The organism is Bradyrhizobium nitroreducens, assembly GCF_002776695.1.
Classification (GTDB): Bacteria; Pseudomonadota; Alphaproteobacteria; order Rhizobiales; family Xanthobacteraceae; genus Bradyrhizobium; species Bradyrhizobium nitroreducens.
Map to the genome: position 1 here is coordinate 6402324 of NZ_LFJC01000003.1, position 19939 is coordinate 6422262.

Here is a 19939-nt window from a genome sequence, read left to right on the forward strand (position 1 = left end):
GCGCAAGTCCCCGCTGCTGACTCGGCGTCAGACAAAGGCGCCGATCAAGTACCTCGACACAGAGGTTTTGACTCTTTGTTTTTGCACCGCTTCGGCGGGTATTTTGGGGTAGGCGCGGCCCAATTTGGCGCGCGCCTTCTGGGTTGTGAACATCCAGTTGATCTGGGCGCGCTCGGCGTTGCGACGTTTTTCCCAAGCGACGGTCTCTCTGACAAGACGGGCATAGCTGTCGATGCGGCGGTCGAGACACTGTCGGACGAGGACTCCGATCTCGATCTCGACCATGTTGAGCCAGCTGGCATGTTTCGGAGTGTGATGGAACTCCAGGCGTCGTAGCAGCCGACGAGCCTGATCGGCCGGGAACGCCTGATAGAGTGCGCCGGCCGTATGAGTGGACAGATTATCGAGCACGACGCGAATGCGATTGGCTTTGGGATAATGCACGTCGACCAGTTCGCGCATGCACTCGGCGAAGTCGGTGGCGGCCCTGTGCGCGGTGGCCTTTACCTTGCGCCACGGTCGGTTCACGTCGATGACCACGAACAGATTGGCGGTGCCGTTGCGCCGATACTCGTAATCGTAGCGCTCGATCCGTCCAGGCTTTGCCGGGATCGGTGGCCGGACCTCGCCGATAAGCTGGACCGGGCTCTCGTCGAAGCAGACCACCGGTTGCCGCGGATCGGGCGGCGCGGCGTATAGATCGAGCACGTCCTCCATGCGCGCGACATATTCCGCGTCGACTTTTGGAATGCACCACATGCTCCTGCGCCATGGCTTGAGATCGTTCTCGGCCAAGCGCCGCCGCACCGTCTCACGCGACAGGCTCTCGTGAGACGTCAATCTGATCATCTCATCAGCCAGAAGCTCAAGCGTCCAACGCGCGCGACCGGCCGGAGGGCTCGAACAGGCGGTGGCCACAAGCAGGGCCTCCTCCTTGTCGGTGAGCTTGCGTTCCGCCCCGGCACGCGGCTCCTCACTCAGGGCGGCAGCCAGATTGCCTTCGACGAAACGCCGCCGGGTCCGGTAGACCGTCGAATGGCCGACGCCTACGCTGGTGGCAATGTCGTCGTCGCTGAGTCCGGCATCCGCCGCGAGCAGGATCTGCGCCCGCTTGAGCTTGCGCACCGCCTGGCTACCTCCACTCAGCAGAAGCTCGAGCTCCGTGCGCTCCGCGCAGCTTAGATCGACATGATAACGTATGTTCATCACAGCCTCCGTTCTGGAGGCCCAGCTGAATCGACCGATGAATCAAATGTCTGGCAAGACCCCGCCCGGCTTCACCCCTAAGCAGGGCCAGTATCTGGCGTTCATCGACGCCTACACCCGCGTCAACCGGCGCCCGCCGGCCGAGCGCGACATCCAGCGCTATTTCGGCGTCACGCCGCCGACCGTGCACCAGATGATCCTCACGCTCGAGCGCGCCGGGTTCATCCGCAGAACACCCGGTGGCCCACGCAGCATCGAAGTCCTCGTCGCCCCCGAGCAGCTACCGATCTTGCAGGACCCAGATCAACCAGTCAAAACCTCTGCGTCGAGGTACTAGTCGCCCCGGAAGACCGGCTTAACCTTGTTGGCGAAGGCCTCGAAGGCGCGCTCGAAATCGGCCGTGGTCATGCACAGAGCCTGGGCAACGGCTTCCGCCTCGATGGCCTCCTCAACCGACATTGCCCATTCCATCGCCAGCATTCGCTTGGTCATGGTGTTGGCGAAGGTCGGCCCTTCCGCGATCTGCTTCGCTAGAACTTGCGCCTGGGGCAGCACCTGCTCCGATGTCACGATCCGGCTGAAGAAGCCCCAGCGCTCGCCCTCCTCCGCGGTCATGAACCGGCCGGTATAGAGCAGCTCGGATGCACGGGACTGCCCGATGATCCGCGGCAGGATCGCGCAAGCCCCCATGTCGCAGCCGGCCAGCCCCACCTTGTTGAAGAGAAAGGCCACTTTGGCGCCGCTCGCCGCAAGGCGTATGTCCGAGGCCATGGCGACGATCGCACCGGCGCCGGCACAGATGCCCTCGACTGCGGCAACGATCGGCTGCGGGCAGGCCCGCATCGCCTTGACGAGATCGCCGGTCATCCGCGTGAAGGCGGTCAGCCCCTTGGTGTCCATCTTCACGAGCGGGCCGATGATCTCGAACACATCGCCACCGGACGAGAAATTGCCGCCGGCACCGGTCACGACGATGGATTTGACGGCGTCGTCAAAGGCGCAGGCACGAAAGAAATCGGTCAGCTCCCGATAGCTTTCGAATGTCAGCGGATTCTTCCGCTCGGGACGATTGAGCGTGACCGTCGCAACGCCGTCGACCACGGCCAGCAGGAAATGCTGCGGCGAGTAATCCGCGAGCGGCACGGTGACAGGATTGGCTGGTCTGCTCATGCGATCTCCTTGGGTGTCTGTTGCGCGCCGCTAGATTTCGCCGCCTGCGACTGCGATTGCCTGTCCGGTGATTGCGCTGGCGCCCTGCCCGCACAGCCAAAGCACGGAATCCGCCACCTCTTGAGGCGCGATCAGGCGCCCTTGCGGATTGTGCCTGGCGAGCTCGGCGATGGCCTGCTCGCGGCTTCGTCCCGTCTTCTTCATGATGTTGTCGATGCTGCCGGCGACGAGATCGGTATCGGTGAATCCGGGGCAAACGGCATTCACGGTCACATGACTGCCCGCGAGCTCCAGGGCAAGCGAACGAACGAGCCCGACCGCGGCGTGCTTGGCCGCAGTGTATGCGCTGACATAGGCATAGCCCTTGAGGCCCGCCGTCGACGCAATCACGACGATACGGCCATAGGGACGATCCTTCATACCCGGCAGCACGCCGTGGATGGCATGGACGACGCCCATGAAATTGATGTCCATCATGCGCGCAAACAGGGCACTGTCCGACTTTGCAAACGGCGCGGATTCGGCGCTGCCCGCATTTGCGATCAGGATATCGATCGGCTTGCGCGCATGGGCCTCGGCGATGGCGGCCTTCAGAGCGATCTCGTTCGCGACGTCGGCGGCAGCCCCAAAATGCGCAGCGCCTGCGTTGACGGCCTCTTCGAGGGCCGCGACGTTCCGGCCGACGATCGTCACAGTGGCGCCGGCACCGACGAGAGCCGCCGCGATCGCACGACCGATGCCGCGGCCGCCACCGGTCACCAGCGCGTGCGGCGAATGCGGCAATCCGGACATGCGCTGGCTCCCTCGGATCTCGTGATCGTCTTCCGATATATTTTAACCTTCAAACTTTTGCAATGAAGGCGCCGCTCGCCGGCGCGAATGCCGCGCCACGAAACACGGCCCGGAAATTGCTTTAAGTATAAAATTATCGCTTCCCATCGCCGCAAGGCCTGTTAGCATCCATGGGCCGAGCAGAAGGATGTTGCGTGTCGCAGCCTGTGCCAATGATAACAAAGGACGGACGCTTCGCCTATGAAGCCGCAGGCGATCCGGGCGCGATCCCTCTGATTTTCCTGCATGGCATCGGCGGGGCGGCCCGGAGCTGGCGGCAGCAGCTGGCGACTTTCGGCAGCAGCTTCCACGCCATCGCTTGGGACATGCCGGGCTATGGTGGCTCGGCACCGCTCGCGAGCGTCAGCATCGCTGCCCTGGCAGATGCACTCCAGCAATTCATCGAACAGCTTGGTGCAACGAGACCCATTGTGGTCGGCCATTCCATCGGCGGCATGATCGTCCAGCAATGGCTGGTGCAGTTCCCGAAACTGGCCCGCGCGGTGGTGCTGGCGCAGACCAGCCCTGCCTTCGGCAAGGCCGACGGCGATTGGCAGAGATCCTTCATCGCGGCGCGGCTCGGCCCGCTCGATCGCGGCGAGACCATGAGGTCGCTGGCACCTTCGCTGGTGAAGGAGCTCGTTGGCGACGATCCGGATCCCAGGGGAATGGAGCTTGCGCGCGCGTGCATGGGGAGCGTGCCCGAAGCGAGTTATCGCGCCATGATGCTGGCCTTGATCGGGTTCGACCAGCGCAGCACGCTGAAGGACATCTCCGTTCCGGCCCTGTTGCTGTCAGGGTCCAAGGACAACAATGCCCCCGCGCCGATGATGGCGAAAACGGCGACCTACATCCCTGGGGCTGAATATGTCGAGCTCGCCGGCGTCGGCCATCTCGCCAACCTCGAGCGTCCCGACGCCTTCGACGCGGCGCTCGGCCGCTTCCTCGATTCCGTGACGACCAAAGCGTAAGGTGATTGCGCGATGACCATGCAAGTCAGCAAGACGATTGGCGCAACCGGCAAGGTCGCGCTGGATGCCCCGATCTTTGATCCCGTCGCCTTCCGCCTCAGTGACGAACAAGCCGGCATCATTGCGCGCGCGAGGGAGATCGGGCAGAGCGTGTTCGCCGGTCGCGCCGCCACCTACGATCGCGAGGCGATCTTCCCGACAGAGAATTATCGCGATCTGCACCGCGTCGGTCTGCTCGGCATTGCCGTCCCCAAGAAGCACGGCGGACTCGGCGCGAACTACCAGACCTATGCGTTGGCGGCGGCCGAGATCGGCCGCTATTGCGGTGCAACGGCGCTGACCTGGAACATGCACGTCTGCTCGACCCTGTGGTCGGGCCCGCTGGCCGACGATCTCGACATGGACGCCGAGACCCGCGCGGAACACGAGCGGCGTCGCGCGGTTCATTACAAGCGCATTGTCGATGACGGCGCGATCTATTCGCAGCCCTTCTCCGAGGGCGGAGCGGCGGCCGCCGGCGGCGTCGCCTTTGGCACGGAGGCAAAGCCAGTCAAAGGCGGCTGGATCGTCAACGGCAAAAAGATCTTTGCATCGCTCTCCGGTCATGCCGACTATTACGGCGTGCTCTGCACCGAGATCGAGGAAGGCGAGAAGGCGTCTCGCCGCAACACGCTTTACCTCGCGATATCAGCCAAATCGGAAGGCGTTTCGGTCGTCGGCGACTGGGATCCGCTCGGCATGCGCGGAACGGTTTCGCGGACGCTGCTGTTCAAGGACGTGTTCGTCCCCGAGGATTCCGCGCTGATGCCGCGCGGCGTCTACTTCCAGGCCGCGATGCGCTGGCCGCACATGTTCCTGACGCTGTCGCCGACCTATATGGGCCTCGCGCAGGCCGCCTACGACTTCACCGTGCGTTATCTGCGCGGCGAAGTGCCGGGCATGCCGCCGGTCAAGCGGCGGATGTACCCGACCAAGCAGATCGCGGTCGCGCAAATGCAGATCAAGCTAGAGCAGATCAAGGGGATCTGGTTCCAGGCGGTCACGGACGCCTGCGCCAATCCGAGCAAGGAGCAGGTGCTGCGAGCCTATGCCGCGCAATATTCGGTGATGGAAGGGGCCAACGAGCTCGCGGCGCTCGCGATCCGTACCTGCGGCGGCCAGGCCATGCTTCGCTCGCTGCCGCTGGAGCGGATCTATCGCGACAGCCGCTGCGGCTCGCTGATGCTGCCCTGGACGGCCGAGCTCTGCCTCGACCGAATCGGGCGCGAGGCGCTGTACGAGGCCGGCGAGACGGACGACTGACGGTGGACCTCTGTAGTCTGATCGATCGCAACGCGGCGTTCGCGCCAGACAAGACAGCCATTGCCTTCGAAGGCGAGCGGCTGAGCTATGCGGCATTCGGCGCGCGCATCGAACGGACCGCGACGGCGTTGAAGCAGGAGCTGGGTGTCGGTCGCGGCGATCGCGTCGCGATCCTGAGCCTGAACCGGCCAGACTATCTGGTGCTGCTCTACGCATGCGCGCGGCTGGGTGCGATGCTGGTGCCGCTGAACTGGCGGCTCGCGGTCGCCGAGCAGCTCTTCATTCTCACCGACGCCGGTGCAAAGGTGCTGGTGCTCGAACGAGCGTTCGAGGGCATTCTTCCCGAGCTTGCATCGGGGACATCCGTTGTCGGGCTCGACTTCTCGCCGCTTCGCGGTACGACGTTCGAAAGCCTGCTGGCCCGCAGCGACGGCACCAGCCGCAATCCGCACACCGATCTCTCCTGCCCGTTGCTGATCGTCTACACCTCGGGAACGACGGGGCGGCCGAAAGGCGCGGTGCTGCGCCAGGAGGCTCTGTTCTGGAACGGCGTCATGAGCCAGCACATGCACAACATGACGTCGGACGACCACGTGCTGACCGTGCTGCCGTTCTTTCATGTCGGCGGCCTCAATATCCAGACCACGCCGGCGCTCCAGCTCGGTGCGACGGTCACGATCCACGCCCGCTTCACGCCGGACACGGCGCTCTCCGCGATCGAGAACGAACGGCCGACGCTGACCGTGATGGTGCCGGCGATCATCCAGGCCGTCAGCGAGCATCCCGCCTGGGCGAACACCGATCTGTCGTCACTCAGGGCCGTCGCCACAGGCTCGACCATCGTGCCGCCGCACCTGATCGAGCGCTTCGTCGCGCGCGACGTTCCCGTGCTTCAGGTCTACGGCTCCACGGAGACCTGCCCCATCGCCGTCTATACACGCCTTGGCGGCGATCTCTCACGGCCGGGATCGACCGGACTTGCCGGCCTGTGCTGCGAGGCCAAGGTGGTCGATCATTCCGGTAACGAGGTGCCGGCGGGCACGCCAGGTGAGATTGCCGTGCGCGGACCCAACGTGTTCTTCGAATATTGGGGCAACGAAGCTGCAACGCGCGAGGCGCTGCACGACGGCTGGTATCGCACCGGCGATATCGGCCTGAGCGACGCCGACGGCTATTTCTGGGTTCGCGACCGCAAGAAGAACATGATCATTTCGGGCGGCGAAAACGTCTACCCGGCCGAGGTCGAGCGTGTCCTGCTCGAGCACCCCGATGTCAGTGAATGCGCCGTGATCGGACGGCCAGATCCGCGCTGGGACGAAGTGCCGATCGCTTACGTCATTCCCCGATCCGGTCGCCGGCTCGAAGCGGACGAACTGAGGTTCCACCTTCAGGCGCAACTCGCGCGCTACAAGCTTCCGCGCGACATCGTCTTCGTCACGGATTTGCCGCGGACGGCGCTGGGCAAGGTCCAGCATTTCCTGCTGAAGCAGCTCGATGCGCAGTCACGCGCGCAAGGAGAAGCATCTTGAAGATCGCTGTTCTGGGTGGGGGAAACGGCTCTTTCGCGGCCGCAGGCGATTTTGCGCTCTCAGGGCATGAGGTGCGGCTTTGGCGCCGCGATGCCGACCAGGTCGCGGCGCATCGCGCCGCCGACGCGCGCATCCTGGTCAAGGACCACAACGGCCGCCACGACGTGAGGCTCGCGCTGGTCACGGCCGATATGGCCGAGGCCGTCGATGGCGCTGAGCTGATCCTGTGTCCGGCTCCCGCCTTCGCGCAACCGGATATCGCCCGCCTGCTCGCCCCACATCTGCGGGACGACCAGGTCGTCTTCCTGCCGCCGGCGACATTCGGCTCGATGATCTTCGCCCAAGCTGCGAACGACGCGGGGAACCATGCCAAGGCGAGCTTCGCCGAAACCGGCACGCTGCCGTGGCTCACCCGCAAGCACGGGCCGTTCGAGGTCGCGATCACCATCCGCGCCAAGCGGCTGCCGGTCGGGGTCTTTCCGCTCGACCGGGCGCCACACGCGCTCGAAGTGATCGGACGCGCCTTTCCCGACGCGATCGAGCCATGCGGAGACGCATTGTCCGGCGCACTGATGAATGCTGGCCCGATCATCCATCCGCCGCTGATCGTGATGAATGCAGGCCCGATCGAACATTTCGAACGCTGGGATATCCATAAAGAAGGTACGCAAGCCGCGATCCGGCGGGTGACCGACGCGCTCGATGCCGAGCGGATCGCGGTGCGCGAGGCGCTCGGCTACGGCGCGCCGCATTTCCCGCTCGCTCATCACTACGCGAAGCAAGGCGAGATCTGGATGTATGGCCGCGGCTCGCACGACCGCCTGACCGATTCCGGCGACTGGCGCGAGCGGATCGTGCTGACGGAGCATCGCTACATGCGCGAGGATCTGCGGCTTGGACTGTCGCTGCTGGTCTCCGTCGCCGGCCTCGCGGGCGTGTCCACACCTCTGGCCAAGGCCTTCCTGTCGATCGGCGGCGCGATCTGCGGCGAGGATTTTGCGCAAGGCGGCCGCACGCTCGGGACGCTGGGGCTCGACAAGCTCAGCAAGGCCGAATTTCAGACGCTGCTTCGCAATGGATTCTGACCGATGACCAGTCGCGCCCACATTGCCTGTCTCGGGGCCGGCCGCATGGGCCGTGGGATTGCCGTCGCGTTCGCCTACGCCGGGCACAAGGTCGCGATGATTGACGTCAAGGCTCGCTCTCCGGAGGACTTCGCCAAGCTGGAGGCGGACGCGCTCGGTGAGGTCAGGAAGACCTTCGCCAGCCTGTCGACGCTGGGGCTATTGACCGAGGCGGATGTGGATCCGCTGATCGCGCGGGTCTCGGTGGTGCCGGCGAGCCAGAGCGGCGCGGCGTTGGCCGAGGCCGGCATGGTCTTCGAAGGCGTTCCTGAGGTCGTCGAACTCAAGCGCGAGGTGCTGAGGGCGGCCTCCCAGCAGGTCGGCCCCGATACGATCATCGCATCGACGACGTCGACCATCCTTGTCGACGATCTCTCAGGCGCGATCGTGAACCCGCGCCGCTTTCTCAACGTGCACTGGCTCAATCCCGCCTACATCATTCCGCTTGTCGAGGTCTCGCCCGGGAAAGCCACCGATCCTGCCATCATCGACGAGGTCAAGGCTCTGCTCGAAGGCATCGGCAAGGTTCCGGTTGTCTGCGCAGCGACGCCCGGCTTCATCGTGCCGCGTATCCAGGCGCTGGCGATGAACGAAGCCGCACGCATGGTCGAGGAAGGCGTCGCCAGCGCCGAGGAGATCGACAAGGCAATCCGCTACGGGTTCGGCTTCCGCTACGTCGTGCTCGGGCTGCTCGAGTTCATCGACTGGGGCGGCGGCGATATCCTGTACTACGCGAGCCGTTACCTCGAGGGCGCGCTCGCCAGCGACCGCTATCGGGCGCCGGAGGTCATTTCCCGCAACATGCATGAGGGGCGGATCGGCCTGCGCACGGGCGCTGGTTTCCTCGACTACTCCGGGATGGATGTGGATGCGTATCGCGTGAAACGGCTTCAGGCCATGGTCGACCTGCTCCGGCACTTCGACCTCGCCCGGCCGCCCGTGCTCGACCGCGGCTAACCGAAGACGTCCTGAAGCACGCCTTCCCGCACCACGGCGACGCCATCGAGCTCGATGGTCGTTCCCATCATCGGCAGATCGAAATGGCCTGCCGTATAGCGGCCGGCGAATTCGTTGGCGCCGGTCGAGAACAGGAAATTGCCGGAGACGGCGCGAATTTCCGTACCGTTGGTGTCACGCTGGTCGTACATCGACAGCGCTTCGTAGCGGGCACCCGGGTTCATGCCGAAGCCGACATGCGAGACCGCGTAGGCCTCGCGGTCACCCCAGGCCGCCAGATAGGCGCGCATCATCGCCGCATCCGTGCCCTCACCCGCCAGCTCGACGACATAGTCGTCCTTCAGCGTCATCGTCACTGGCGATGTCAAATATCGCTTGAACGTCAGATTGATGTCGCCCGGCGCCATCACCAGCGTGCCGTTGATGGTCCCGCTCTTGGGAAAGCTGACGACGATTCCGCCCGGCCAGTGCGCGAGCGTGCCGGGCTTGTCGGTCCAACCCCACACGCCGACCGTGGACGCGCCGACCATGTCGATATCCAGCGCCGTGCCGGCCTTCGACGTTACCCGCATCCGCTTGGTCGCGCGCAGCATCTTGGCCGCCGCGCGCACGCGCTTCTCAAGCGCGGAATCCGGCACCATCCGCTCCAGCGCCTCGGGGTGCTCGTTCGAAATCACCAGAATCCGCGCGCCGGCCTTGAGGATCTCCGGCGTCTCCACCGCGTGCATCAAGCCCTCGATGGTGCAATCCACCACGAAGCCGGCCTGCTGCAGGGCGGTGATGACCGGGCCCAGCTTCTGGATGGCCTCGCTCGCTCCCGTCGAACGAACCGGAACGATATTCCGGTTACGCGGCGTCGGCATCACTACGTGAAACGGCCGCGCGCCCATGCGCAACAGGGCGAGCTCCGCCAGATGCACATTCAACGCGCGCGACTGCGTCTCCGAGAGAATTGCGGCGGTATCGCCGGCCTTGACGGCGCATCGCTCAAAGATCTCGCAAAATGCGTCGATCCATTTTGCCTCGATGCGATCTGCCAGCATGGGTCACTCCCGGTCTTGTTTCTTCTTCGTTCGGATCACGCTTCTGGAAAACCCCGCAGGAGGTAAGATCGCAGGGCGCCCAGCAGGGCGTTCAGGATCAACCCCAACAGCGAGATCGTGATCAGCGGCACGAACATGTCGACGGCCTGAAAAGTTCGCGCCGCGGTCACGAGCGCGTGCCCCAATCCGTCCGTCGACGTGATCATCTCGGCCAGAAACACCACGATGCAGGAAATGACAAGTCCGATCCTGCAGCCGGTCAGGATCGACGGCATCGCGGCCGGCAGCACGACCTTGAACAGGATTTGAAAGCGCGGCGTTCCCGCCGCCATGGCCGACCAGATCAGTTTCTGCTCAACAGTGGAGGCACCGTAATAGGTCGAGAGCAGAATGGGAAAGAGCGCGTCCGCGGTCACCAGGGTGATCTTCGATCCATGGCCGAATCCGAGCAGCAGCAGAAGTGCCGGATAGAGCGCGACCTTGGGCAGCGGGGCCAAGACACGGACGATCGGCCGCACGACGGCATTGATCGCGGGACTGGCGGCTGCGGCTATGCCGATACCGACACCGAGCACGACCGCGATCGCGAATCCGGCGAACAGCCGGATGAGCGTTGCCGCGATCTCCTGCTGGAACGTCCATGTCACGAGCTGCTGCAGCAGCCGGCTGAAGACGAAGCCCGGCGGCGGCAGCAAGACCGCGGGCGCGAAGCCGAAGGACACCAGCCCCTGCCACAGGGCAATGACCAGTGCGATCGGGGCGATCCCGAGAAGGACGTTTGGGCAGAGAAGGCGCGCCATCACGAGAAGCTCAGCGGCAGGTCGAACTGAGGCTCCGACCAGCGCACGAGCCTGGCCCGAACCCTCTCAAAGATCGCGTCGAAGCAAATTCCCATGGCGCCCACGATGATGATCATCGCAAAGACGGTGTCGTACTGGCCCATGTCGAGGGCATTGAACAGGATGTTGCCGGCACCGGACTGGCGGGCGATCATCTCGCTCGTGATCATCGTGATCAGCGCCAGGACCAGGCCCGTGCGGCATCCGGTCAGGATTTCCGGCAGCGCCGCCGGCAGCACGATCCGCACCAGGCGCTGGGCCGGCGACAGACCCATCGCGGCGCCCGACCACAGCATCTTCTCCTCGACGGCCTTGGCACCCTCGAAGCTATGGTAAATCACGGGAAGGCTGACGCCGAGGAAGATCACCAAGGTTTTGGTGACGTCGCCGACGCCCAGCCACAGCATGATGATCGGCATCAAGGCGGCCTTCGGCACCGGATAAATCACCATCAGAAGCGGATTGAAGAACGCCGCGACGCTGCGGCTGCGTCCCATCAACAGGCCCAGCGGAATCGAAACCAGCACCGCCACGCCGAACCCGAGCGCCATACGGCGAAGCGAGGCCAGGATGTTGATCAGGGATTCCTTGTCGCCGAGAATATCGGGAATCGCGCGGATCGCTTCAATCGCCGTCGGGAAGCTGTCGTTCTTCAACACAAGCGAGGCAAACTGCCACACCGCTAGCAACCCGATACAGGCCAGCACCGGAGCGGCTCGTCTGAGCAGGGTGGCCGGTGACATCATAACGCAGGCCCGGCTTCGTCGCTTTCATCGAACATGCGCTCGATATCGACGACGTACTTCTGATAGCGCGGGTCGAGCAACAGCTCGTTGCGGCGGCGTGGCCGCGGCAGATCGATGTCGATGACCTCGCGGATGCGGCCGGGAGATTTCGACATCATCACGACCTTGTCGGAGAGAAAAACCGCTTCGTCGACCGAATGGGTGACGAACAGCACTGTCTTGCGGTCGCGTTCCCAGATGTTCAACAGATCGTTCTGCAGGCGGGTCCGCGTATGGGCGTCGAGCGCCCCGAACGGTTCGTCCATCAACAGGACTTCAGGATGGTAAGCCAGCGTCCGCGCCAGCGCCACACGCTGCTTCATGCCGCCCGACAGCTCCTTGGGATAGAAATTCTCGTACCCCTTGAGGCCGACCATCTCGATCAACGCCCTGCTCTGCGCTTCGGCCTCGGCGGCGCGCACGCCCTGCTGACACGGGCCATACATCACATTGCCGAGCACGGTTTTCCACGGAAACAGCGCGAATTCCTGGAACACCGGGCCACGATCCGGACCCGGCCCCGTGATGGCCTGCCCTTTCATTTTCGCCGCACCGCTGGTCGGGCTGACGAAGCCGCCGACGATATAGAGCAGTGTCGACTTGCCGCAGCCCGACGGACCAAGGATGGAAACGAAGGCCCCTTCCTCGATCGTCAGCGAAATGTCCGAAAGCGCCACATGATCCTTGCGCGCCGAAGTCTGAAAGACCTGCGAGACATGGTCGATCTCGATGATTACAGAAGCCGGCTCTTGTGACGTCACCGGTCTCACCCATTCGCTCGATCTCGCAGGCACTGCCGTCATCCCGTCGCTCGCCTTACCGTGAGACACAGGCTTAGCAAGAAGTCTGCCAGACAGACGATCGTTTGCGCACCCGTGCGATGCGTCATTCGAATCACGGCCATTCTGCCGGGCCTTCATGGGTGACGGCCCCGCCCGGCGCCTGCCCAACCAGTCGCGCATATTTTGCAAGCGCCCCCGCCCGGTGCCGCGGCGGACGCTGCTTCCAATCGCGACGGCGCGCAGCAAGTTCCTGCTCATCGAGCAGGACATCCATCCGCCGGTTTGCGGCGTCGATCCGGATCCTGTCGCCGTCCCGAATGAGCGCCAGCGGACCACCGACAAAGGCTTCGGGAGCTACGTAGCCGATGCACATGCCGCGGGTGGCGCCGGAGAACCGGCCGTCGGTGATCAACGCCACCTTTTCGCCCATGCCCTGCCCGTAGATCAGCGCCGTGACGCCGAGCATCTCACGCATACCGGGACCACCGACCGGGCCCTCATTGCGGATGACGAGAACCTCGCCCGCCTTGTAGCTCCGGTCGCGAACGGCTTTGACGCAAGCCTCCTCATCCTCGAACACGCGCGCCACACCCTCGAAAAACTGGCTCTTCAAACCGGCAACCTTGATGACCGCGCCGTCGGGACAGAGGTTACCCTTCAGAACCGCCACACCGCCATCAGGCATGATCGGCGCGCGAGAGGCGTAAACCACCACGCCATCGGGCGCGTTGGCTGCGCCATATTCTTCAGCAAGCGTGCGGCCGGTGATGGTGATGCAGCCACCATCGATGTGACCACTCTGGATCAGCTCGCGGATCACAACGGCGGCACCTCCGATGTCGTAGACATCCTTTGCCGTGTACTTGCCGCCCGGCCGCAGGTTTCCAATCAACGGCGTTCTTGCAAAGACCTCGCCCACGTCATCGATCGTGAATGCAATGCCGGCCTCGTTCGCGATCGCCGGCAGATGCAATGCGGCATTGGTCGAGCCTCCCGTCGCCGCGACAATGGCCGCGCCGTTCTCGAGGGACTTCCGTGTCACGATGTCGCGCGGCAACGGCCCGCCGCGTTTCAGCATCTCCATGATCAGCCGTCCGGCCCGCCGCGAGATTTGCGCACGCTCTGCATAGACACCGGGCACCATCGAGACGTTGGGAATGGTCATCCCCATCGCCTCCGAGACCATGCCCATGGTGTTCGCAGTGAACTGGCCGGCGCAAGCGCCGATCGTCGGCAGGCAGGCCCGCTCGATTCGCTCGAGCGTGGCGCCGTCGATCTCGCCAGTCATGAAGCTGCCGACGGCCTCATAGGAGTCGAGCACCGTCAGCGTACGACCGTCCACGCGCCCCGGCAGAGAACTGCCGCCGTAGATGAAGATGGACGGCACGTTGCAACGAACCATGCCCATCATCACGCCGGGAAGCGTCTTGTCGCATCCGCCGTATCCGATCAGCGCGTCGTAGGCCAGACCATGAACGACAGCCTCGATCGAATCGGCGATCAGCTCGCGCGAAAACAGCGAGAACTTCATGCCCTCGTGGTTCATGCTGATGCCGTCGGACACCGAAACGGTCGAGAATTCACGCGGCGTGCCGCCGGCCTCCTCGATGCCGGTCTTTGCCGCAGCCACCTGGAAGTCGTGGGTCATGTTGCAGGGCGTCTGCTCGCCCTTCATGCTGACGACGCCCACCATCGGCTTTGCAATCGCAGCGTCGTCAAGCCCCATGGCACGCATGAATGCCCGGTGCGGGGCCCGGTCGAGGCCATCCGTCGTGACTCGTGATCGTAACTTCTTCATGCGTGCATCTTCTTCATGCGGCGGGCCAGAGAGCCGGAACGCCGCGAGATCATCGGCCGGTTCGTTCGCGCGATCGCCTATTGCAGCGGAGCGACGATCGTCGGATGCTTGAATTGCGCGACATCCAGTTTGGGCAGCATTCCGGTCTCCGCGTAGATGTCCAGCATCTTCTGGATTGCCGGGAAATTCGGCGCGGCGCCTGGATCGCGGCCGAAATCGTTGTCCTTGAGCAGATAGGTCTCGAGCACCGGGATGGGCGCCTTCAGCACTTCATTGACGACCTTGAGAGTCTCCTCGCGGTTCGCCAGCGCCTTCTTCATGCCCGAGGTGATATCGCGGACATAGGCCTTGACGAGTTCCGGGTTCTTGTCGACGAAATCGGCGCGGCAGGCTTCCAGGATATGCACGATGTTCGGCATGGCCTCCGACAGTGAGAACAGCTTCCGTGTGCCGCCCTTCGCCTCCGCGCGCGCGGCAAACGGCTGATTCATGTTGACGGCGTCGACACGGCCCTGGCGCAGCGCATCCTCGGAGACTGCAAACCCGACCTCGACCAGCTTGATATCCTTGGCTGGATCGACACCATTCTGCTTCAGGAGCAAGTTGAACGGACCTTGGGTGCCGCCCCCAATCACGGAAATGCCGACCGTCTTGCCCTTAAGATCGGCGATTGTCTTGATGGGCGAGTCATCCTTGACGGCCCAATAGACCGAGAAGCCGCCCGGCTTCTCGAACACGTGCTGCGCGACGATGTAGGCCTTGAGATTGCCGCCGACCACGCCGTTGGCGAGCGACAGCGGCGCTTGCGTCGCACAGTCCAGCGCCCCCGCTGCCAGGGCCTGCGTCATCGGCGCGGTGCCCTGGAATTGGGTCCATTCGATGTTGTAGGTCTTGCCAATATTGGGGAATTCGGCCGGGCGGCGCATCATCCAGTATTTGGATTCCTCGGCTGGGATCGTCCAGCCTACGCGGATCGTCTGCTGCGCCCACGACGGGCATGCCCCTGCGGTCACGGCGGCCGCCGTCCCCAAAGCCAGGATCCACTTCGAAACGGTTCGCATCGTGCCCACTCCGCTGCTTTGGCGCCGACCGGCGCCACCCAACCCGACCGTCTCAAATGTTTCATGGTTCAAACAATCAGGCAAGCCATGCGAACCGGCTGGGTTTGCCGCCTGATGCGCAATGTATGGTAAGGCGGCGTCGCGCTGCGACAGAAGGAGGCAACCTATGGCTGATGCGAGCAAGGCAAACCCGCAAGGCGCCGAGAGGCTCGGTTATCTCGGCCTCGGGCTGATGGGGACGCCGATGACCCGGCGCCTGCTCAAGACTGGCTATCAGGTGACGGTCTGGAACCGTTCGGAGGGCAAGGTGGCTCCGCTTGTCGAAGCCGGCGCCAGGCGCGCAGGTACGCCTCGCGACCTCCTGGCGAATTCGGATATCGCCTTCATGTGCGTGACGGATGCGACGGCGGTCGAGGAGGTGATCTTCGGGCCGGAGGGTCTGGCGGCAGCGCCCGGTGCAGGCAAGCTCGTCGTCGACTTCTCGTCAATCCACCCCGACGCTGCGCGCGACCTCGCCAAGCGACTGGAAAGCGCAAACGGCGCCGGCTGGATCGATGCACCTGTGTCCGGCGGGACGAAGGGTGCCGAGGAAGGCACGCTTGCGATCATGGCGGGCGGAGAAGCAGACGATATCGAGCGAGTCCGGCCTTACGTGCTGGCCATGGCCCGCAGGTTCACCCACATGGGCCCGACCGGCGCCGGTCAGACCACAAAACTCTGCAATCAGGTCATCGTCGGTTGCGCCATGGCCGTCCTCGCCGAAGCCACGCGCCTTGCCGTCAACGCGGGAATTGACGCCAATCGGCTTCCCGAAGCGCTCGCCGGCGGCTTTGCGGATTCCATTCCGCTTCAGCTCTTCGTGCCGCGGATGGTGCAAGGCATTCACTCGCCGCCCCTGGGTCACATTGCCACGATGCTCAAGGATCTCGACACGGTTGCTGACGTCGCACAGGCGACGTCGACGCCGGTGCCGATGGCCTCGCTTGCTGGACAGCTCTTCAGGCTGGCCAAGGCCGCGCGCGGCGCGGAAGCGGACGCGCTGGAGATTTACAAGCTGTCGGCGGCAAAGACGTAGGCTGTCGAACGCACCGCGAAGCACGCCGGGGTCACTTCTTGCGCTCGTCGTCCGCAAGAAATCGACCGAACGCGCCTCGCGCGAAGAGCAGCGGCTCCGTCGCGTTATACGTATAGGCCTCGACCGCACCGAGAAAGATCACGTGGTCGCCGCCATAATAGCGATTCACCGACCGGCATTGAAAATTGGCGACGCTCTCGGCAAGCACCGGCGCCGCGCCGAGGCCCGGTGTCCAGTCCACACCGGTGAACTTGTCCTCCGAGGACTTGGCGAATTTGCTCGCAAGAGCCTGCTGCGAGGCGCCAAGCACATTGACCGTGAAATGGCTGGCGTTCTGGAAAATGGTCAGGCTCGAGGAATAGACAACCAGGCTCCACAAGACCAGCGGAGGATTCAGTGAGACGGAGGCGAACGAATTGCAGGTCAGGCCGTAGGGCTTGCCGTCAGGCGCCGCGGCCGTGATGATCGTCACGCCCGTAGCATAGGTTCCGAGCGCATTGCGAAAGTCGCGAGGATCGATCGGCGAGCTGTCGCTCGCGAACTCATTGGCTGGATCGGGGCCGGCCGGCTGCTTCGGCAGATCATTCATCAGCCGGCCTCACAGCGTGAGATTCTCGGACGGCAGGCCCAGCGCCACGCGTCCATAGTTGGTTCCGGCCGCATCGAAATTGAACGCGAGATGCGAGTTGATGGCGTGTGCATCACGGAACTGCCGCTGCAATACGCCTGACGTAAACAGCCCGCGCGCGCCGCTCGCGGCAAACAGCATCGAGACGGCATCCGTGCATAGGTTCACAGAAAACGATCCGTCGCGCCGATATCTGGTCTTGGTCACCATGTCGGGAATGTGCCCGCACCGCGCGTCTTCCATGGCATCGAGGCACGCCGACCGCATGATCAATCGCGCCGCATCGATCTTCGCCGAGGCCTCCGCGATCTTGATCTGGGTGCTTTGAAAGTCGCTCAGCTTGGCGCGATTGTAGGTCGAAATCCGGTGGCGTGTGACCTCGATGTAATCGTCGAGACACGCTTGCGCATTCCCCAGGGCTACGCCGGAGAGAACGTATGGGAACAACGAAAACACCGGCAACGCATAAAGCGGATTCGGGTTGATCTTGCTTCCCGGCGTTGGGCCGCCTGCGAGCTCGCCGACAGCAACGGTCATATGGTCGGCCACGAAGGCGTCCCTGACCTCCACGTCGCAAGACCCGGTCCCGCGCAATCCCGCGACATTCCAGGTATCCAGCACCTTGTAGTCGCCCTTGGGCAGCAGGAAGATCCGATACTCGATGCCGTCTGCCTCGTCTTCGGAGTAGACTACGCTCGCCAGCATGTTCCATTCGCAGGAGGCAACGCCCGAAGAGAATGGCCAGCTGCCGCGCAGCTGGTATCCGCCGTCAACTTTCGTCGCGCGTCCGGCTGGGAAAATGAACGAGGACGCGATTAGCGCGTCCGGATCACGGCTCCAAACGAGATCCTGCGCCTTCTGCTCGAACATGCCGAGCATCCAGTGATGGCTTGCCAGATTGGCGAGATTCCAAGCGACCGACGCATCGGCTTGCCCAAGCAGCTCGGCGCAATCGACGAGGGCGACGTAGTCGAGTTCGGCGCCGCCGATCCGTGCCGGCTGGAGCATTCGGAACAAACCGCCGTCGTGGAGATCCCTTTCGGTCTCCGGCGGGAGATGTCGGAGCTCCTCCGTCCGCGCCGCCCGCTCTCGAAGTCGCGGCAGGAGAGCCCGGGCCTTCGCGATCATCTCCGCATAGGCGCGTTCGCCAGCTTCCGACCCGGCGGGCTGATCCATGCTCGGCTTTCGACCAGGCGCCATTCTGTCCCTCGCTTCGCGTATTTATGCGGCCGCCCCTTCGCCAAATCAAGCCAATGCAGCTGACACCGCATCAAAGCCGGTGGGCCTGACGCCATGGGGATCGACCGCGAACCTAGCCCGTCGAGGGTCTGCCCGCGCCAAAGACTCCCTTCCGGGTAAAATCCGCGATACGACGCTCGTCATAACCGAGCATATTGCGCAAGATGTCCTCGGTGTGCTCCCCCAGGAGCGGGGCGGCAACGGGGTCGACCGCACCGGTCAGGCTCATGGTTATCGGTGGCTCGATGTTGGGGACCCATTCCGCGGTACGATGCGGAATCCGGCTCAAGCGATGGCGTTCGCGAGCTTCGGGCGCGTTGAACCCCTCCTCGACCGTTCGGAGATAGCCGACCGGAATATTGGCGAGCTTCATCTTTGCCATCCAGTTCTCAAGGGTATCGCCGGCAAAGACGTCCGCAATGGCGGCACGCAGGAGCTCCTTGTTCTCGGAACGGGCCTTGCGCGTGGCAAACTGCGGCTCGGTGATGAGATCGGGGCGGTCGAACACCTCGACCACGAGCCGACGATAGAGCCGATCGTTGGCGCAGGCCATGTAGAGCGGTCCGTCTGAAGCCTCGTAGACGCCGACGGTGGGCGACCCGCTGGGTGAATTGCCGAACCGGCCGGGATTTTCACCGTTGATGAGATAGGCCATGCCGTAGAAGCCGGTCATCCCCATCGCGACGTCGAACAGAGCGACTTCGACATGCTGCCCGCGGCCGAGCCGGTCCCGCGCAAGCAGTGCCAGAAGTATCGCGTTACAGGCGGACATCCCCGTCGCCATATCCACGATGGGAGGGCCGGTGCGAACCGCGGGGCCATCGGCAAATCCATTAAGCGACATGAAGCCGCTCTCGGCCTGAGTGATGGGATCGAAGCCGGGACGCGAGGCGAACGGTCCGGAGCGTCCGTACGCCGAAATCGAGCAATAGACCAGCCGGGGATTGGACGGCGCGACCCTCTCGTAATCCAGCCCGAACTTCTTCATGACCCCGCTCGAGAAATTTTCCACGACGACATCCGCCTTGCGGATCAGGTCAAGCGCTATCTCACGGGCCTCAGGAAGGGAAAGGTCGAGCGCGATGCCGCGCTTGTTGCGGTTCAGGCTCAAATACGCGGCGCTCTCGCCGCCAATCTCGGCATGCTCATAGGCGCGGGTATCGTCGCCGCCGTCCGGATTCTCGATCTTGATGACGTGTGCGCCGAAATCGGCGAGCGTCTGCGTGCAGGCCGGGCCGGCGACGACCCGCGTGAAATCAACGACCAGCAGACCGTCGAGCGCAGTCGGCCCTCCCATCGCCCGCGGCGAACGTTCCGGCAATTGAGGCTTGGTGGGCATCGATGGCACGCTCCCTTACATCGGCTTATGGCTGCCGAATTTCCCGCAACGGCAAACTTAAAGCCCGGCGCCGCCAACTTCGCAAGTGTCTCGCTCGCATTGGTTGTCAACGCAAAAAAGCCCGGCAGCCATAGGCTGCCGGGCTTCGATCCTGCGCATACAAGCCGCGCTACACCTTATAAGGACCATCGCAGGCCGCGTTCCGCATCGCGGGATATGCACTTGGCCGTCAGCGCAACCACTTGCCCGAGCTGCGCCCG

19 protein-coding genes are annotated in these 19939 nt (G+C 63.9%); 7 read left to right on the plus strand and 12 right to left on the minus strand.

Annotated features, from left to right (window positions below; translation table 11 throughout):
• Positions 1–27: 27 nt before the first annotated feature.
• Entirely contained in the window at positions 28–1206 is a 1179-nt protein-coding gene (locus tag TSA1_RS30555) for an IS630 family transposase (protein ID WP_100179563.1), read from the minus strand.
• Between TSA1_RS30555 and TSA1_RS30560 the strand changes: the two genes are divergently transcribed.
• Positions 1199–1543, plus strand: a complete 345-nt coding sequence (locus TSA1_RS30560; protein WP_245448626.1) for a LexA family protein — start codon at positions 1199–1201, stop codon at positions 1541–1543. The genes TSA1_RS30555 and TSA1_RS30560 overlap by 8 nt on opposite strands.
• Here the strand turns inward: TSA1_RS30560 and TSA1_RS30565 are convergent.
• Both TSA1_RS30565 and TSA1_RS30570 read right to left on the minus strand, forming a co-directional pair.
• Positions 1540–2376: an enoyl-CoA hydratase family protein gene (locus TSA1_RS30565; protein ID WP_100179564.1), complete on the minus strand. Its 837-nt coding sequence runs from the start codon at positions 2374–2376 to the stop codon at positions 1540–1542. The two genes, TSA1_RS30560 and TSA1_RS30565, sit on opposite strands and share 4 nt — an antisense overlap.
• A gap of 30 nt (positions 2377–2406) precedes the next feature.
• The gene (locus TSA1_RS30570) at positions 2407–3168 is read right to left on the minus strand and encodes an SDR family NAD(P)-dependent oxidoreductase (protein ID WP_100179565.1); all 762 of its coding nucleotides are present in this window, start codon (positions 3166–3168) and stop codon (positions 2407–2409) included.
• 212 nt (positions 3169–3380) lie between these two features.
• Between TSA1_RS30570 and TSA1_RS30575 the strand changes: the two genes are divergently transcribed.
• The 5 genes from TSA1_RS30575 to TSA1_RS30595 are packed head-to-tail and all read left to right on the plus strand — an operon-like array spanning position 3381 to position 9090.
• Positions 3381–4178 (plus strand): alpha/beta fold hydrolase, encoded by a 798-nt coding sequence (locus TSA1_RS30575; protein ID WP_245448446.1) that lies wholly within the window; start codon positions 3381–3383, stop codon positions 4176–4178.
• A gap of 12 nt (positions 4179–4190) precedes the next feature.
• A complete protein-coding gene (locus TSA1_RS30580; RefSeq protein WP_100179567.1) occupies positions 4191–5480 on the plus strand; it encodes an acyl-CoA dehydrogenase family protein in 1290 nt (429 codons plus the stop codon).
• A 2-nt stretch (positions 5481–5482) separates the two neighbouring features.
• Complete coding sequence (locus TSA1_RS30585; RefSeq protein ID WP_100179568.1) at positions 5483–7009, plus strand: class I adenylate-forming enzyme family protein; 1527 nt, start codon at positions 5483–5485, stop codon at positions 7007–7009.
• Positions 7006–8094 (plus strand): NAD/NADP-dependent octopine/nopaline dehydrogenase family protein, encoded by a 1089-nt coding sequence (locus TSA1_RS30590; protein ID WP_100179569.1) that lies wholly within the window; start codon positions 7006–7008, stop codon positions 8092–8094. The genes TSA1_RS30585 and TSA1_RS30590 overlap by 4 nt, the downstream gene beginning before the upstream one ends.
• A 3-nt stretch (positions 8095–8097) precedes the next feature.
• On the plus strand, positions 8098–9090 hold the full coding sequence (locus TSA1_RS30595; RefSeq protein ID WP_100179570.1) for a 3-hydroxybutyryl-CoA dehydrogenase: 993 nt from the start codon (positions 8098–8100) through the stop codon (positions 9088–9090).
• On the opposite strand, the gene TSA1_RS30600 is transcribed toward TSA1_RS30595, so the two are convergent.
• From TSA1_RS30600 to TSA1_RS30625, 6 genes are all read right to left on the minus strand, one after another.
• On the minus strand, positions 9087–10133 hold the full coding sequence (locus TSA1_RS30600) for a 2,5-dihydroxypyridine 5,6-dioxygenase NicX family protein (protein WP_100179571.1): 1047 nt from the start codon (positions 10131–10133) through the stop codon (positions 9087–9089). The genes TSA1_RS30595 and TSA1_RS30600 overlap by 4 nt on opposite strands.
• A 35-nt stretch (positions 10134–10168) precedes the next feature.
• Positions 10169–10933, minus strand: a complete 765-nt coding sequence (locus tag TSA1_RS30605) for an ABC transporter permease (protein WP_174719142.1) — start codon at positions 10931–10933, stop codon at positions 10169–10171.
• The gene (locus TSA1_RS30610) at positions 10933–11718 is read right to left on the minus strand and encodes an ABC transporter permease (protein WP_100179573.1); all 786 of its coding nucleotides are present in this window, start codon (positions 11716–11718) and stop codon (positions 10933–10935) included. Before TSA1_RS30610 ends, TSA1_RS30605 begins: the two co-directional genes overlap by 1 nt.
• Entirely contained in the window at positions 11715–12560 is an 846-nt protein-coding gene (locus TSA1_RS30615; protein WP_100179574.1) for an ABC transporter ATP-binding protein, read from the minus strand. The genes TSA1_RS30610 and TSA1_RS30615 overlap by 4 nt, the downstream gene beginning before the upstream one ends.
• Before the next feature lie 91 nt (positions 12561–12651).
• A complete protein-coding gene (gene ilvD / locus TSA1_RS30620) occupies positions 12652–14337 on the minus strand; it encodes a dihydroxy-acid dehydratase (RefSeq protein ID WP_100179575.1) in 1686 nt (561 codons plus the stop codon).
• Between the two features lie 77 nt (positions 14338–14414).
• Complete coding sequence (locus TSA1_RS30625; protein WP_174719351.1) at positions 14415–15398, minus strand: ABC transporter substrate-binding protein; 984 nt, start codon at positions 15396–15398, stop codon at positions 14415–14417.
• Between the two features lie 166 nt (positions 15399–15564).
• Between TSA1_RS30625 and TSA1_RS30630 the strand changes: the two genes are divergently transcribed.
• Complete coding sequence (locus TSA1_RS30630; protein WP_174719143.1) at positions 15565–16473, plus strand: NAD(P)-dependent oxidoreductase; 909 nt, start codon at positions 15565–15567, stop codon at positions 16471–16473.
• Positions 16474–16504: 31 nt separating this feature from the next.
• Here TSA1_RS30630 and TSA1_RS30635 read toward each other — a convergent pair whose 3' ends face one another.
• The 3 genes from TSA1_RS30635 to TSA1_RS30645 form a co-directional block, all read right to left on the minus strand.
• Positions 16505–17062 carry a flavin reductase family protein gene (locus TSA1_RS30635; RefSeq protein ID WP_100179576.1) on the minus strand — a complete coding sequence of 186 codons (558 nt, stop codon included), beginning with the start codon at positions 17060–17062 and terminating at the stop codon, positions 16505–16507.
• Between the two features lie 9 nt (positions 17063–17071).
• Positions 17072–18277 (minus strand): acyl-CoA dehydrogenase family protein, encoded by a 1206-nt coding sequence (locus tag TSA1_RS30640; protein WP_245448447.1) that lies wholly within the window; start codon positions 18275–18277, stop codon positions 17072–17074.
• Positions 18278–18413: 136 nt separating this feature from the next.
• Positions 18414–19679, minus strand: coding sequence for a CaiB/BaiF CoA transferase family protein (locus TSA1_RS30645; protein WP_100181430.1), 1266 nt, complete (start codon positions 19677–19679; stop codon positions 18414–18416).
• Positions 19680–19939 lie beyond the last annotated feature (260 nt).

Excerpts from the sequence above, each read along its gene's own strand:
- TSA1_RS30575 (WP_245448446.1), top strand. The coding sequence starts at position 3,381 with ATGATAACAAAGGACGGACGCTTCGCCTATGAAGCCGCAGGCGATCCG.
- TSA1_RS30580 (WP_100179567.1), top strand. The coding sequence starts at position 4,191 with ATGACCATGCAAGTCAGCAAGACGATTGGCGCAACCGGCAAGGTCGCG.
- TSA1_RS30635 (WP_100179576.1), bottom strand. The coding sequence starts at position 17,062 with ATGAATGATCTGCCGAAGCAGCCGGCCGGCCCCGATCCAGCCAATGAG.
- TSA1_RS30555 (WP_100179563.1), bottom strand. The coding sequence starts at position 1,206 with ATGAACATACGTTATCATGTCGATCTAAGCTGCGCGGAGCGCACGGAG.
- TSA1_RS30630 (WP_174719143.1), top strand. The coding sequence starts at position 15,565 with ATGGCTGATGCGAGCAAGGCAAACCCGCAAGGCGCCGAGAGGCTCGGT.
- ilvD (WP_100179575.1), bottom strand. The coding sequence starts at position 14,337 with ATGAAGAAGTTACGATCACGAGTCACGACGGATGGCCTCGACCGGGCC.
- TSA1_RS30610 (WP_100179573.1), bottom strand. The coding sequence starts at position 11,718 with ATGATGTCACCGGCCACCCTGCTCAGACGAGCCGCTCCGGTGCTGGCC.
- TSA1_RS30605 (WP_174719142.1), bottom strand. The coding sequence starts at position 10,933 with ATGGCGCGCCTTCTCTGCCCAAACGTCCTTCTCGGGATCGCCCCGATC.
- TSA1_RS30570 (WP_100179565.1), bottom strand. The coding sequence starts at position 3,168 with ATGTCCGGATTGCCGCATTCGCCGCACGCGCTGGTGACCGGTGGCGGC.
- TSA1_RS30615 (WP_100179574.1), bottom strand. The coding sequence starts at position 12,560 with ATGACGGCAGTGCCTGCGAGATCGAGCGAATGGGTGAGACCGGTGACG.
- TSA1_RS30565 (WP_100179564.1), bottom strand. The coding sequence starts at position 2,376 with ATGAGCAGACCAGCCAATCCTGTCACCGTGCCGCTCGCGGATTACTCG.
- TSA1_RS30625 (WP_174719351.1), bottom strand. The coding sequence starts at position 15,398 with ATGCGAACCGTTTCGAAGTGGATCCTGGCTTTGGGGACGGCGGCCGCC.
- TSA1_RS30595 (WP_100179570.1), top strand. The coding sequence starts at position 8,098 with ATGACCAGTCGCGCCCACATTGCCTGTCTCGGGGCCGGCCGCATGGGC.
- TSA1_RS30645 (WP_100181430.1), bottom strand. The coding sequence starts at position 19,679 with ATGCCCACCAAGCCTCAATTGCCGGAACGTTCGCCGCGGGCGATGGGA.
- TSA1_RS30600 (WP_100179571.1), bottom strand. The coding sequence starts at position 10,133 with ATGCTGGCAGATCGCATCGAGGCAAAATGGATCGACGCATTTTGCGAG.
- TSA1_RS30640 (WP_245448447.1), bottom strand. The coding sequence starts at position 18,277 with ATGGATCAGCCCGCCGGGTCGGAAGCTGGCGAACGCGCCTATGCGGAG.
- TSA1_RS30560 (WP_245448626.1), top strand. The coding sequence starts at position 1,199 with ATGTTCATCACAGCCTCCGTTCTGGAGGCCCAGCTGAATCGACCGATG.